This window comes from Flavobacterium sp. (assembly GCF_043780635.1).
Taxonomy (GTDB): Bacteria; Bacteroidota; Bacteroidia; order Flavobacteriales; family Flavobacteriaceae; genus Flavobacterium.
Window position 1 is genome coordinate 1 of the sequence record NZ_JAYWCK010000089.1, and the last position, 16,023, is coordinate 16,023.

Here is a 16,023-nt window from a genome sequence, read left to right on the forward strand (position 1 = left end):
AAGGATTTTTTTTTATATCTACATTTACGTTGAAGAAAATTAGTAATTTCTAATGCATTCTAAACGAGGGAGAAACGAGCTATAGTTGAAAGCACTGACATTCGTCCCAAATTGAAAAGAATAGTATACTATTAGTTGCCTTTAAAACCACAATGCAACATCTAAATAAAATACCATCAATTGAATTCAAAGGATCAAAATATGCAAACAGCCCCGTTTGTAGAATTGGTGGCGGTGCCTACAGCACTGGCCATAAATCCTGTATTTGAAATTATTATTGATGAAAAAGTCACACTACAAAATTATTGTAATGCTTTAATCGAAAAAATCTTCACGCTCCGACAGTCAGACTTCCCGGCTTTTATAGACTATCAATCCAACCAGGTTAAAAGCACAATCGTATGGTTAAACAAATTGGAAAAATTAATTGCCAATAATGAAGAGATATTCGCTTCTAAGCACAATATGTGTCGTTTTACCAAACTAATGAATCTGATTGAACTCAAACGAAAGGAATTGCAATCTTCGCGCGTAATAGACACCAAACCAAAAGCCACTAAAAGACAAATCAACGCAGATACAGACGATCGTTACTTCTCATTTTTTGAAGCGAAAAAACATATAAATTCATTAGAAAATTTTAATGACAAGATAATCTATTTAATGGATGAAATCTTTGAATACAATCAAGCCGATATAGTTTCACTAAACAATAAGCTGCAACCTTACGACAAGCAATGCAATCAATTAATTGAGCAATTGCAAATAATGCGCAAGGTTAAAAACGATTTTGAAAAGGAAAAGCAGGAGAATACAAATAGTGAATCCAATTCAAATCATCCCTTTCAAAAAATCAAATTGAATGGTCCGACCAACATAATTACTAATGCTTTCAAACAAATGATGGTAGATGTAAAACCTAATGGCAAACCTTATATTCAAGGAAAAATCAAAGATATTAGTCAAATTATATGTTATGTATTTCTGGATGAAAAAGGAGAACCACTGTCACAAGCCACCGTTCTAACCTATCTTTCACCTAATCGCTCCGACAAAGACCCCAATAATGACATCAAAGTTAGATTTTAGTCCGATTTTGTAAAAATACACTATTTATAAAGTATATAATAATCAACACCTTACAAACTATTTAGTCTTATCGGACTAAAAAGTACTAATCGGACTTTTTTTTATTTCTTCCATTTGCATCATAACAATTTAAAACTTTTAAAAATGGATGCAATTATCTTCACAAAAGACCAGTTCACAGATCTAATGAGCAAATTAGACACAATTCAATCTCAAATCAGTATCAAAGCTGACCCAAAAAAAGAAACCTATCTGGACAATCTGGAATTCCTGACACTTCTAAAAGTCTCAAAACGGACAGCACAAACCTGGAGAGACGAAGGCAAAATTTCCTTTAGCCAAGTGGGAAGCAAAATCTACTACAAATTATCAGATGTTGAAAAGTTGATGCAAGAGCATTACAACAAAGCTTTCAAAAGCAAATAGGATGAACAGCTGCAACGGAACCTGCGAGACTTGCGATTGCAAGCCTCGCATAAACGAGAACCAACAACCCGTCAAACTGTGCTTGTCAAAGGCAAATCATCAACTATCAACTTTAAACTATGGTAACTATCTTCAAAAACTTCAACGAAGTCGTTGAACACAAATCACTCCCGGTAATCCTGGAAGAAATACGCACAGGTAAATACAAACACGCCATTGTTTACTTGCGTAAATCATTAGCCGAAAAAAAAGAAGAAGCCTACAACAAAGCCAAAAAATCACTCCCCGCATTTACCCCTTCAGGCAAATTTGTTGGTGGTAGAAAATTGGAATTCTTGGCTGAATATTCCAATACCATCATTTTGGACATTGACAAATTGAGTAAGGAAGACCTAACAAAAGCAGGTCATTTAGCCAACCAATCCGAATTTACCTATGCTAGTTTCAACAGTCCATCGGGAAACGGTTTAAAAATATTGGTTAAAATCGACACCCCAAAGGCAGAACACAAAGAAACATTTCTTCTGGTTCAGGCTCATTATGAGAAACTCTTAAAATTAGAAATTGACAAATCAGGGAAAGACATAACCCGACTATGTTTCTACTCTTCCGATGAAAACTTGTATTTCAACCCCGAAGCTAAAAACTTTGTCACCCTGAGTAAAGTCGAAGAAATTTTTCCAACAGCCACAATGCCGGAACAGAAAACCAATCTTCCTGATAAGCAGCTAAAAACGGATAACGGAAAACCGACAACGGAGGATTTCGACACCATCTACAACCATTGCATAAAATTCACCGAAAAAAAAGTGCAATTTGTGAATGGTAGTCGCAACGTTTTTGTGCACCAACTGGCGTGTAATATGAACCGAAAAGCAGTGCCATTAGAAACTACTTTGGGATATATTTTAACCGATTTTGGCTATGATGACAAGGAAGTTACCCAAGCCGTCAATAGTGCTTATGGTAATATTCAAGAATTTGGCAAAAACGAAAAATTTGATGTTCCTAAAAAAGCAAAAGAAAAAAAGGATTTTTCAATAACTGACACTACTGATGAAGGCGACGAAGACAAGCCAAAACCAACTCAAATAGACCGTTTAGAGCTGTTTTTATCAAACAAATATGTATTTCGGCACAATATTGTTTCAGGCAAATTAGAGTTTCAATATTTCGGAAAAAGAAAGTGGAATGTAATGAACGATTTTATAGAAAATTCAATGCTTCGAGAATGTCTAAAAGCAAGAATCAGAACAAACTTATCCTCATTGCGAAACTTGCTCAACTCTGACTTTTGTCCGCTTTTCAATCCTTTTGAGGATTATTTTTTCAATTTGCCTACTTATGACGAAAAGACGGATTATATCACCCAATTAGCGAACACAATCACAACCACAAAACAAGACCTTTGGCAACAATGTTTCAAAAAATGGTTAGTAGCAATGGTTGGTTGTGTTCTCGATGAAAAGGTAATAAATCACACCGTTATTGTGTTTAGTGGTAAACAAGGATTGGGAAAAACAACTTGGGTAGAAAAACTGGTTCCAAAACAATTGAAAGAGTATTTATTTTCCGGAACCATAAACCCTAACAATAAAGATACATTGGTACAACTGGCAGAATGTATGTTGATTAATTTGGATGAACTCGAAAACTTAAACCGTTCCGAGATTGGATCACTCAAAGAAATCATCACAAAAACCCAAATCCGAATGAGAAAAGCCTACGGTCACAACAATGAAACAATGCCACGCAGGGCATCGTTTGCCGGTAGTGTCAATACTGCACAGTTTTTGAATGATAGTACAGGAAGCAGGCGATTTCTTTGTTTTGAGTTGGAAGGAATACTATACCAACACGACGTAGATATTAACTTGGCATTTTCACAAGCTTTGTTTCTTTTCAAAAGCGGTTTTAGGCATTGGTTTGACCAGGAGGAAATCAAATCTATCACCGAGAATAACGAACAATACCAACTAAGAAGCCCAGAAGAAGAACTGCTTTTAACGTGGTTTGAACCTTGCGAAAGAGAAAAGGCTAACGCATTCCTAAACACTTCGCAAATAGCATCAAAATTAGCAGAAAAAGCAAAAATAAATATTACCGACAGTACAATTAACAAACTGGGAAGAGCTTTAAAAAAACACAATTTCCTAAAACTAAAAAAGAACGGAATATTTGTATATGCTTTAACCGAAAACAGTTGGGAAGATGTAGACAAAAGCAGCAAAATAGCTGATGATTAAATCAAATTAACAACCTTTAAAAACACCATAAAAATTTTAAATCAAAAGTGGGAACGTTCCATTTCCACTTTTTTTGTTATATCTACATTCTATTACATCTATTTACTTTATTCTCAGAGGGTAGGATTGGTATGTTTTTTTCACCACAAACATTTTTTATTTTTTTACTTTTCAAATAATCGGGTAACATAAGACCATAAAGATGCAATTTAGTAAAATAGCCGTTCCATTTTGCACTCAAACAGCCACTTAAATCCGTTTTTTTTATTTAAAAAAAACGAAATATCTTTTATCCAAAAAAAAGGTACCAATCCTACCCTAATCTTATTTTCTTCCTTTTACATTCCGTTGCTTTTTCGTACTATTGTAAACGATTTCAAAATGCGATGAAAATATTGCGCAAAAATAGTCTAATTTACTGCACTTTCTCAATTGTGCCGACAATGTCGACACAATTCAAATACTGCTAAAAAAAGTTATAATTGTCTAGTAAAACAGGATGAAATAAATAAAATTTACACCAACAAAAAAAATTACAATACCAAATAAATGGCAATCAAAAAATCAGAATTATATAGCTCTCTTTGGGAAAGTTGCAACCAGTTAAGATCAAAAGGCGGAATGGATGCTTCCCAATACAAAGACTACGTATTAACAATGCTTTTTGTGAAATATGTATCTGATAAATATGCGAACAAAACCAATAGCTTAATCGAAATACCACAAGGAGCAACTTTTGAAGATTTAGTAACACTAAAAGGCAAACCAGATATTGGAGAACAAATCAATAAAAAAATACTCATTCCCCTTTTTGCGGCAAATGGATTAGAGGGTTCAATGGAATTAGTAGATTTTGATGATGATGATAAACTGGGTAGTGGTAAGGATAAAATTGAATTGTTATCGGGACTTATTGCAATTTTTGAAAACCCATCCCTAAATTTCAAAAACAACCGTGCTGAAGACGACGATATACTTGGTGATGCCTACGAATTTTTGATGCGACACTTCGCAACAGAAAGCGGAAAAAGCAAAGGGCAATTTTATACACCATCTGAAGTATCTCGAATAATGGCTAAAATTATCGATGTGCACAAAGCCGATAAACCTTCATTTACAGTATATGACCCAACTTGTGGTTCAGGTTCATTATTGCTAAAAGTCGTGGACGAAGCACCAAACGGCTTGACTATTTACGGACAGGAAAAAGACAATGCAACCAAAGGACTAGCAATTATGAATATGTGGCTTCACGGGAATCCAGAAGCCAATATTCAAAGCAAAAACACCATAACAACACCACAATTCAAAGAACAGGATAAATCATTAAGAAGATTTGATTTTGTAGTGGCAAATCCGCCGTTTTCAGTAAAAAACTGGAATAGTGGTATTTCTGCAATGAACGACGAATACAACCGTTTTCGTGGTTATGGTATTCCACCAGAAAAGAATGGAGATTATGCTTTTTTACTACACATTATAGCATCTTTAAAAAGAACCGGAAAAGGAGCAATTATTTTGCCTCACGGTGTATTGTTTAGAGGAAATGCCGAAGCCGAAATCCGTAAAAATATCATCGAAAGAAAATACATCAAAGGGATTGTTGGCTTACCCGCCAACTTGTTTTATGGCACTGGAATTCCTGCTTGCCTTATCGTGATTGACAAGGAAAATACCGAAAGTCGAAAAGGTATTTTTATGATAGATGCATCAAAAGGATTTATCAAAGACGGCAATAAAAACCGTTTACGAGAGCAAGACATCCACAAAATTGTAGATGTGTTTAATTTCCAAAAAGAAACTGATAAGTTTGCAAGGTTTGTAACTTTTGAGGAAATAGAAAAAAACGAATACAATCTAAACATTCCTCGTTACATCGACACACAGGAAGCCGAAGATATTCAAGACCTTTTTGCACACTTAAACGGAGGAATTCCAAACCGAGATATTGCAGAACTACAACCATTTTGGAATGTTTACCCTAATTTGCAAAAAGCATTATTCAAAAAATATTCCGATAATTATTCGCAATTAACAATCAACCAATCCGAGATAAAAGAAACTATTTTTTCACACCCAGAGTTCAAGACATACAGCGAACTACTCGAAAAAACCTATGACATTTGGAAAGATAAAATCTATACTTCATTAACGGCTATAACTACTGAAACAGCACCCAAAAAATTCATAAATCAGCTTTCAGAAGCATTGTTAAACGACTACAAAGGCAAAGCATTAGTGGACAATTACACCATTTATCAGCAACTTTTGGATTACTGGAACGAAACAATGAAAGATGATGTGTATATGGTTGTCGAAGACGGTTGGAATGCAAAAGTGCGTAGAATTATAGAAAAAAATGCCAAAGGCAAAGAAGTGGACAAAGGCTGGACTTGCGATTTAATTCCAAAACATTTTGTTATTGACAGGTACTTTACTAGAGAACAACTCGCAATACAAATCAAACAAACCGAATTAGAACTCATACAAATAGAAGTAACAGAAATAACGGAAGAACATACTGGAGAAGAAGGATTGCTTGTTGATGCTACTAACGACAGCAACAAAATAACTAAAGCCACGGCTACTAAACTGCTCAAAGAAATCAAGAAAGACCCAACCGAAAAAAAAACTGTTGCCTTGCTCGAAAAAATGCTATTACTTTTAGAAAAAGAAACTGTTTTAAAGAAAGAAATAAAAACACTTGAAACCAAACTAGACGAACAAACACTATTGAAATTCCATAAACTTGCTGAAACCGAAGTAAAAACTTTGGTTGTAGATGATAAATGGCTAGCGGCTATAAAAGCAAGCATACAATCAGAAATAGATGCTATTTCACAACGATTAACAGGTAGGGTAAAAGAATTGGCAGAACGCTATGAAAACACCTTAGACGAGCTTAACAAAAGCACGCAAGAGCAAGAACAAAAAGTTGCAGTGCATTTACAAAAAATGGGATTGGTATGGAACTAAAATACAAAACCCGGAAACTTGAATTGCTTCAGCGGAAACCGGGAATAATAATATTGAGGATGTTTAAGATAAAAACAAAAAACGGTACTTTATAAAAAAACAGAACCCGGAGGTTTGAATTGCTTCAGGGACAACCGGGAATAAGATGACGCAAATATACGACACATTTATATAAAAAACAAATATTTTTTAAAATGAGATATTCAGAGTTCGAAAAAGTAATCACTCCTGCACGATTAGGAAGATATAAAACCGCTTGTGGTGGCGATACTCGCAAGGCAATGACACTCTACCGTAAAAACCTAAAACTATCGCAAGAAATGTTTACCGTGTTGAGTTGTTTTGAAGTGGCATTACGCAATAAAATAGACAAACATTATACGACAAATTTTGGCATCAATTGGTTACGCAATGCAGCAGCAGCGGGAGGTTTTTTTGACAACAAAAAAACAAGAGTAACTCAAAATCTAATTAATACTGCTGTTTCAGACCTTAATCATTCCTATACTCATTTTAAATTAATTGCGGAATTGGGCTTTGGGTTTTGGAGATATATGTTTTCTAGAAATCAATACAGGGTTGCAGGCAAAACATTATTAAGGGTTTTTCCTTCTCGTCCCAGTAGTGTTCTAGGAATTAGTTACAATAGCAATGACTTTTTTAATATTTTAGCAGACATCAACGACCTCCGAAACCGCATTGCACACCACGAACCAATATGTTTTCAACCTGGTGCATCTGTAAAAGACACCACCTATGCACGCCAACATTACAACCTTATTTTGCAGTTGTTTCAGTGGATGCAAATTGATGAAGCAGCACTACTCTATGGCATAGACCACATAAACACCATTTGCAACGAAATTGATGCTTTATAATATGGAATTAGTACAAGAATATACACAAACCGAAATAGGTTTAATCCCTAGTGATTGGGAAATAAAATCTTTAGGAGAATGTTTAAAAATTAAACACGGTAAAGACCAAAAGAGTATTGAAGATAAAAATGGAAAATATCCTATTTTAGGAACAGGTGGTTTAATGAATTACACAAATTCTTATTTATACGATAAACCGACTGTATTAATTGGACGAAAAGGGACAATTGATAAACCACAGTTTATGGATACGCCTTTTTGGACAGTTGACACTTTGTTTTATAGTGAAGTGTCAAAAAACTATTCCCCCAAATTTTTATATTATAATTTTCTATTGATTGATTGGTATTCATATAATGAAGCATCGGGTGTGCCAAGTCTTAATGCAAAAACCATTGAAAAAATATTAATTCCAGTTCCAACCCTTGAAGAACAAACTCTAATAGCAACAGCGCTTTCAAACGCAGATAATTGGATAACTAATCTTGATAACCTACTCATAAAAAAACGCCAAATAAAACAAGGTGCTTTGCAAGAATTGCTAAAACCTAAAGAAAGTTGGGAAGTGAAGAAATTGGGAAATGTTGGAGAATGTATTATTGGTTTGACATATAGTCCTGGTAATGTTGTTAGTGAAGGTAAATTGGTTTTAAGAGCGTCAAATGTGAAGGAGAACAAACTGGTTTACAGTGATACCGTTTTTGTAAATGTAGAAGTGTCAGAAAAATTAATCACTCGAAAAGGCGATATTCTAATTTGCGTAAGAAATGGCAGCCGTAACCTAATAGGAAAATGTGCTTACATTGATGGTCGTGGTGTTGGCGAAACATTCGGAGCTTTTATGTCTGTTTTTCGTTCTAATTATAATGCATATATTTTTCAAGTTTTTCAATCCAATATTATCAAAAAACAGATAGAAGAACATTTGGGAGCAACCATAAATCAAATCACAAATAAGAGTCTAAATTCCTTTCAAATTCCTTTTCCAACAATCAAAGAGCAAGAATATATTGTTGCCATTTTAAGTGATATGGATGCAGAAATAGAGCAGTTAGAAACGAAACTAGAAAAAGCAAAAAAAGTAAAGCAAGGAATGATGCAGGAGTTATTAACCGGTAAAACACGATTGGTATGAACGAAAATAAATTAGTTTTAAAATCGATAAACGATTTACTGGGAAGTAAGTTTTATATCCCATCATACCAACGCGGTTACAGATGGAAAATTCAGCAAGTAGAGGATTTACTCAAAGACCTTTGGGAGTTCAAAACCAATCCGCCAAAGCAAGACGATGGTAAAGAAAAACCGTTCTATTGTTTGCAACCAGTGGTGATAAAGCCTACTGAAAATGACAATTGGGAAGTCATTGACGGACAACAACGATTAACAACTATTTTAATAATCCTCAATTATTTCAATCAAACAGAATTTAAAACGCCAAAGCAAGTATTCGATATAAAATTTGAAACTAGAACCGACAGCAAAGAGTTTTTAGAGAATATTAATGACGAAGTGCTGGCATCAAAAAATATAGATTATTTCCACATCAACAATGCTTACAAAGTAATTTCCAATTGGTTCGATGAAAAAGAAAAAACCAATTCCGCAGCCAAAAATGAATTTTACCCGATTTTAGTAAACGATACTAAAATCATTTGGTACGAAGTCAATGATGGTTCAGATACAATCGATATTTTTACTCGTATCAATATGGGTAAAATTCCATTGACCAATGCCGAACTTATTAAAGCGTTGTTTCTAAAAAACACCAATTTCAAGAAAGTAAGCCCAGATAAAATAAGACTAAAACAGTTACAAATTGCTTCCGAATGGGACAAGATTGAATACACACTTCAAGAAAATTCATTTTGGTATTTTATTTCTAACAATTCCAGAAACTTTGCAACTCGAATAGAATATATATTTGATTTAATGAAAGACAAAAAGAAAGACGATGAAGAGTATTTTACTTTTTATGCTTTCAATGATGATTTTGAAATAAGCAAAGGAACTAACGAAAACCCTGATATCGATGCAATTTGGTTAAAAATAAAAAAGTATTTTTTGACTTTTGAAGAATGGTATAAAGACCGTGAACTATATCATCTTATTGGTTTTTTGCTAACGGTAAACACTGATATTATTTACTTGTTAGAGAAATCAGAAAACAAAACTAAAACCGAGTTTAAGGCATTTTTAATAGAGGAAATAAAAACTAAAGTACAATTTCAAATAGAGGAATTAGACTTTTATAAATCGAAAGCCAAAGCTAGAATAAAAACTATTCTATTGCTTTTCAACATACAAACCATTGTGTTAAATGAGAATTCTAACATTCGTTTCCCATTTGATAGTTACAAAACAGAAAATTGGGATATAGAACACATACGTTCTCAAACAGATAGAAAAATTACGGGTAATGCTCGTAAAGATTGGTCCAAGGATATTCTAGAATATTTTACAGGTAATAAGTATGTTGAAAATCAAAAAGTTGATTTCGATGTACTTGAAGACGAAGAAAAAAAATTGTGTGCCAGTTTACTTAAAATTATTACTTCAGAAAAAATTGTTGATGATGATTTTGATAAATTATACAGTACCATTATTGAAAAATTCAAGGAAGACAAAGAACCTGAAAAGATTAATTCAATTTCAAATTTAGCACTATTAGATGCTTCAACCAATAGAAGTTATGGCAATGCTGTATTTCCAGTAAAAAGAAAAATTATTATCGAAAATGATATGCAAGGAACCTTTGTGCCAATTTGCACAAAAAATGTATTTCTTAAATCCTATAGTAAAAAATTAGGCGAAATAATGTATTGGAAAAATGAAGATGCAAATGATTATTTAAAAGCCATAAAGCAAACATTATCTATTTATTTACCAACACAAAAAGTTAAAGATGGAAAACAATAATACTTTAGAAACTCAATCAGGCGAAAGGTTAACCTTTTTTCAGCTATTTGATGAAAAGGAGTATCACATTGAAATTCCTATTATCCAAAGAGATTATGCACAAGGTAGAAAAGCATCTTTTGAAGTCAGAGATTTGTTTCTTGATGCCTTGTATAATTATTTAGAAGAAAATAAAAAAAACAGGGATTTAGATTTTGTATACGGTAGTCTTATAGATAATGACAATAAGAAAGATATAAAATTCATTCCTTTAGATGGTCAGCAAAGGTTAACTACTTTATTCCTTTTACATTGGTATTTAGCGAACAAAGATGGTCAACTGGACTTATTTAAAGATAAACTGCAAAAAGGAAATAAATCAAAATTCACTTATGAAACAAGAACAAGTTCAAGAGAATTTTGCGATGCTTTATTATTAAATGACATTGAATTAACGCAGCTCTTGCCACCAGACGAAAACCAAAATAACAGTCTATCGAAAACAATAAAGGATAGTGCTTGGTATTTTTTATCCTGGGGAAATGATCCCACAATAAAATCAATGTTGGTAATGCTTGATGCTATTCACAATAAATTTAACACTGCTGATAGTTTTTTCGATAGACTAATAAGCCCAAGTAATCCAGTAATTACATTTCAATTTTTAAACTTAAAAGAATTTAAGCTTACTGATGATTTGTATATAAAGATGAACGCAAGAGGGAAATCACTAACAGACTTCGAAAATTTCAAAGCTAAATTTGAGCAGCATATAAAGGATTTAGAATTTAAAATGGCACCAAAATTCACACTTTTATTTAATGATATAAAAAAAGAAGTTACAGTTCAAGAATATTTCTCACATAAAATAGATACCGATTGGGCAAATCTTTTTTGGAATTATAGAGATCCAATTAAAAATATCTATGACGACCAATTAATGAACTTCATTAGAGCTTTTGCAATAAATCATATGGCAAATAAGTCAAATGAGGATTTTGATTTAGTTGGTTTAAAACACCTATTTGATAGACAAAATACAAACATTACTTTCCAAAAATATTTAGAATTAAAATGTTTTGACGAAAAATTTATTCTTGAGTTAATAAAAATTCTCGATTTCTTTAAAAATGGCGATAGTACGATTAGATTGTATCTAAATAACTTTTTTTACTACGATGAAACGGATGTCTTTACCAATATAGTAAATAACTCCTTCAAAGATGCGGCATATCCTTATCGTATAAAGTTTTATGCTTTTTGTCAATATTTAATCAAATTTGAGACTACAGTTGGTTTAGAAGATTGGTTAAGAGTAATATGTAATTTAACTGATAATACTGCACCTTACAATAACGAAACAGAATTTAGAAGGTCAATCAGATCGGTTAGCGATTTAATTCAAGTTGGAAACACTATTCTAACAAATTTATCAATTGATACATTAAAAATAGAAGCATTTAATGAATACCAAGTAAAAGAGGAAGTAATAAAAGCAAAGCTAATTTTAAAAGATGATGTTTGGGCGAAATTGATTTATAATACTGAATTTGAACTAAAATATTTTAATAGTCAGCTTACTTTCTTGTTTTGTTTTTCAGGCATTGAAGACGAAATTAGTGATGTCAATAATTGGATTACTGAATTAAATAATGAATTATATAATTCTTTTATTAGCTATGTAACAAAGGCAAAAGTCATTTTTAGTGGTGGGGGGTTAAAGAAATTTAATAACCATTTATGGCAAAGAGCAGTATTGTCAAAAGGTAATTATCTAATTGCGGAAGGTTCAAATTTAAGTTTTCTAATTAATAACGATAGGGATATTAGTTGGAAAAGATTACTACTGGCAGACAAAGATGGTGGTAAAGAAAAAAGATTATTTGTTAAGGAAGTTTTTGATGATGCTAACTTTAATATTCTTGATGTTGAAAAAGGATTGAAAGCAATAGTTGCTAATTCATTAAAAACGGTTACAGGTTGGAGAAATAAGTTTATAAAAACGCCTAAATTATTTAATTTTTTAGGAGCAAAACAATACATAAGATATAAGTCAGATAATGAAATATATTTATTGGCAGGAGAGAGAATGAGTGGTAGTCATACAGAATACTATTCGCACAGTTTTTTCTTTAATAATATAGAAAATAACACTTTCCTACCATTCAATAAAATATTTTATTATCCAGTAAGTGGAGAAAGTGAAACGCCTTGTGCAGTAATAACCGAATGGAAATACAAAAAATCAATTTATGAGTTGGACATAACGTTCGACACAGTAAATAAAAAATACAATCTTTTTTTTTATGATACAAAAAACAAAACTTTTGATGAGGAATTATTAGATATATTAAATTCAAATAACTTCGTTAAATCAACTGCTTATATCGGTTATGATTTGTTATTGCCTGAAAAAGATGTACTAAAATCAGTGGTTAAATTATGTAATGAGTTTCAAATTTTAAATGATACTACTAATGAATAACATAGGCAAATCAGAACGAGAAAGTCAAAACCGAATTATTCAACTTTTCAAAAACGAGTTGCAATACACCTATTTAGGCAATTGGGAAGAACAACCACGAACACAACCCATTGAGGAAAAATTAGTGTTAGATTTTCTAACCAATACACAAGGATATTCAACTGTTGTGGCTAACAAAGCAGTTCAAGAGTTAGTAAAAGTAGCCAATAACATTTCTGACGGATTATATGATGCCAATAAAGAAGTCTATAAATTACTTCGTTATGGGGTTTCTGTTCGCGAAGAATTAGGAGAACAAAAAGAACGAGCTTGGTTTATCAATTGGAAAGAGCCACACAAAAATAATTTTGCAATAGCTGAAGAAGTTACTGTTGCAGGACAACATTCAAAAAGACCGGATATTGTAATCTATGTAAACGGAATTGCTTTAGGAATTATTGAATTAAAAAACAGCCGCAAAGGTGTAGAATGGGGTATTCGTCAGAACTTGGACAATCAAAAATCAATGTTTATACATAAGTTCTTTACCACAATGCAATATGTTTTAGCAGGAAATGATACACAAGGATTGCGTTACGGAACTATTGAAACTACAGAGAAATATTATTTGCAGTGGAAAGAAGAAGCCGACAAAAATTTTGATTATGCCATAGACAAACATTTGTATTTAATGTGTCAAAAAGAGCGTTTTCTCGAATTGATACACGATTTTGTGGTTTTCGACAAAGGCACAAAAAAATTATGTCGTCCCAATCAATTTTTTGGAATCAAAGCCGCACACAATAACGTGCATACCAAACAAGGCGGTATCATTTGGCACACACAAGGAAGCGGAAAAAGTCTAACAATGGTATGGCTTACCAAATGGATTAGAGAAAATATAGACAACAGTCGAATACTTATCATTACGGATCGTGAAGAGCTCGATGACCAAATAGAAAAGCTATTTTTAGGAGTTGAAGAAAATATTTATAGAACCAAAAGCGGTAAAGATTTAATCAGTAAGCTAAACAATACAAGTCCTTGGTTAATAGCTAGCTTGGTTCACAAATTTGGTAGGAATTCAGAAGAAGGAGATTTTGAAGGCTACATCGAAGAATTAAAAAAGAGTTTAAGTTCTGATTTCAGAGCCAAAGGAAATATTTTTGTGTTTGTAGATGAATGCCATAGAACGCAATCGGGCAAACTACACGATGCAATGAAATTATTGTTGCCAGATGCCTTATTCATTGGTTTCACGGGAACACCTTTACTCAAAAAAGACAAACAAAAAAGTATCGAAGTTTTTGGACCATATATTGGAGAACCGTATAAATTTGATGAAGCAGTTGCCGATGGTGTAGTTTTGGATTTATTATACGAAGCGCGTGACGTAGAACAATTTGTTACCGACCAACAAAGTATAGACGATTGGTTTGATGCGGAAACCAAAGGATTAACAGATAGTGCCAAAATAGATCTAAAAAGGAAATGGGGAACAATGCAAAAAGTATTGGGTTCTAAATCCAGATTAGAAAAAATAGTATTTGATATTGTCAAAGATTTCAAAATAAAACCAAGATTATCAACGGGAGAAGGAAATGCAATGTTAGTTTCCAGTAGTGTTTACAATGCTTGCAAATACTATGAGCTTTTTCAAAATGCAGGTTTTAAAGAATGTGCAATAATTACTTCATACAATCCACATCACGGAGATACTAAAGGAGAAGAAACGGGCGAAAGTACACCAACCGAAAAACTATTGAAATACGAAGTATATCAAAGAATGTTAAACGGAAAAGCCACAGAGGATTTTGAACAACAGGCAAAAACACAGTTCATAAAAGAACCAGCTAAAATGAAATTGCTGATTGTGGTAGATAAGCTTTTAACAGGTTTTGATGCGCCATCGGCAACTTATCTTTACATTGATAAATCAATGCAAGACCACGGCTTATTTCAAGCCATTTGCCGTGTTAATCGTGTGGACAACGAAGATAAAGAATATGGCTACATAGTCGATTATAAAGATTTATTCAAAAGTTTGAAAAAATCCCTCACCGATTACACTTCTGGGGCATTTGATGAATATGATTTAGACGATGTCATAGGATTATTGTCTGACAGATATGAAGTTAGCAAAGACCGATTAGAAAGTGCATTAGAAACCGTTATTGCTTTGTGCGAACCAGTACATCCGCAAGATGAACCTAGTTTTATTAGATACTTTTGTGGTAATACCGAAAATCCGGACGATATAAAAGATACTGAAGAAAGAAGAATTACATTATATAAATCAGTAGTTGCATTAATTAGGGCTTATGCAAATATTGCTAACGAAATGCACAAAATTGGTTACACAGAACAAGAAGCAGAGAAAATAAAACAGCAAGTACAGTTCTATTCTGACCTTCGAGAAACAATAAAGCAAGCAAGTGGTGATTATGTAGATTTAAAAAGATTTGAACCAGGAATGCGTCAATTAATGGATATGTATTTAGATGCCAAAAGCAGCAAGAAAATATCCGATTTTGAAAATAAATCCTTGGTAGATTTAATAGTACACGTTAGTGAACCAACAGAACCTTATGGCAATAAAAGAAGTCAAGAAGCTGTTGCGGAAACTATTGAAAATAATGTTAGAAAGGTAATTATTGAGGAAAGTCAAACCAATCCTAAATATTACGAAAAAATGTCAATATTGTTGTATGAACTCATAAAACAAAGAAAAGAGGAAACTATAGCGTATCAAGAATATTTAAAAGAAATTAAACGATTGGCGGGAAATGTATCCGATCCAATGGGAACAACAGACTATCCAACTACATTGAATTCTTCTGCAAAAAGAGCATTATTTGACAATCTTGATGAAGATGAAATACTTGCGTTAGCAGTGGATAACGTAATTAAAAGCGATAAACTAGACGGTTGGAGAGACGGAGGATTAAAAGAAAAAAAACTACGAATTGCAATCAATGGAATTATCAAAGACGATAATAAAACATCCGCGTTAATGGATATTGTGAAAGCTCAAATTGAATATTAG

The 16,023-nt window shown here is 32.8% G+C and carries 9 protein-coding genes; all 9 read left to right on the forward strand.

Annotated elements, in window-relative coordinates; translation table 11 throughout:
- The first annotated feature begins 201 nt into the window (after nt 1–201).
- The 9 genes from ACH2BV_RS08455 (at nt 202) to ACH2BV_RS08495 (ending at nt 16,023) form a co-directional block, all read left to right on the forward strand.
- Nucleotides 202–1,089: a hypothetical protein gene (locus tag ACH2BV_RS08455; protein WP_395050287.1), complete on the forward strand. Its 888-nt coding sequence runs from the start codon at nt 202–204 to the stop codon at nt 1,087–1,089.
- 144 nt (nt 1,090–1,233) lie between these two features.
- Nucleotides 1,234–1,515, forward strand: a complete 282-nt coding sequence (locus tag ACH2BV_RS08460; RefSeq protein ID WP_395050289.1) for a helix-turn-helix domain-containing protein — start codon at nt 1,234–1,236, stop codon at nt 1,513–1,515.
- Nucleotides 1,516–1,634: 119 nt separating this feature from the next.
- A complete protein-coding gene (locus ACH2BV_RS08465; protein ID WP_395050290.1) occupies nt 1,635–3,761 on the forward strand; it encodes a VapE domain-containing protein in 2,127 nt (708 codons plus the stop codon).
- Between the two features lie 549 nt (nt 3,762–4,310).
- Nucleotides 4,311–6,737 (forward strand): type I restriction-modification system subunit M, encoded by a 2,427-nt coding sequence (locus ACH2BV_RS08470; RefSeq protein WP_395050291.1) that lies wholly within the window; start codon nt 4,311–4,313, stop codon nt 6,735–6,737.
- A gap of 194 nt (nt 6,738–6,931) precedes the next feature.
- Entirely contained in the window at nt 6,932–7,615 is a 684-nt protein-coding gene (locus ACH2BV_RS08475) for an Abi family protein (protein ID WP_395050292.1), read from the forward strand.
- Nucleotide 7,616: 1 nt separating this feature from the next.
- On the forward strand, nt 7,617–8,750 hold the full coding sequence (locus tag ACH2BV_RS08480; protein WP_395050293.1) for a restriction endonuclease subunit S: 1,134 nt from the start codon (nt 7,617–7,619) through the stop codon (nt 8,748–8,750).
- Nucleotides 8,747–10,534, forward strand: coding sequence for a DUF262 domain-containing protein (locus ACH2BV_RS08485; protein ID WP_395050294.1), 1,788 nt, complete (start codon nt 8,747–8,749; stop codon nt 10,532–10,534). Before ACH2BV_RS08480 ends, ACH2BV_RS08485 begins: the two co-directional genes overlap by 4 nt.
- Nucleotides 10,521–12,998 (forward strand): DUF262 domain-containing protein, encoded by a 2,478-nt coding sequence (locus tag ACH2BV_RS08490; RefSeq protein WP_395050295.1) that lies wholly within the window; start codon nt 10,521–10,523, stop codon nt 12,996–12,998. Before ACH2BV_RS08485 ends, ACH2BV_RS08490 begins: the two co-directional genes overlap by 14 nt.
- Nucleotides 12,991–16,023, forward strand: a complete 3,033-nt coding sequence (locus tag ACH2BV_RS08495) for a type I restriction endonuclease subunit R (RefSeq protein ID WP_395050296.1) — start codon at nt 12,991–12,993, stop codon at nt 16,021–16,023. The genes ACH2BV_RS08490 and ACH2BV_RS08495 overlap by 8 nt, the downstream gene beginning before the upstream one ends.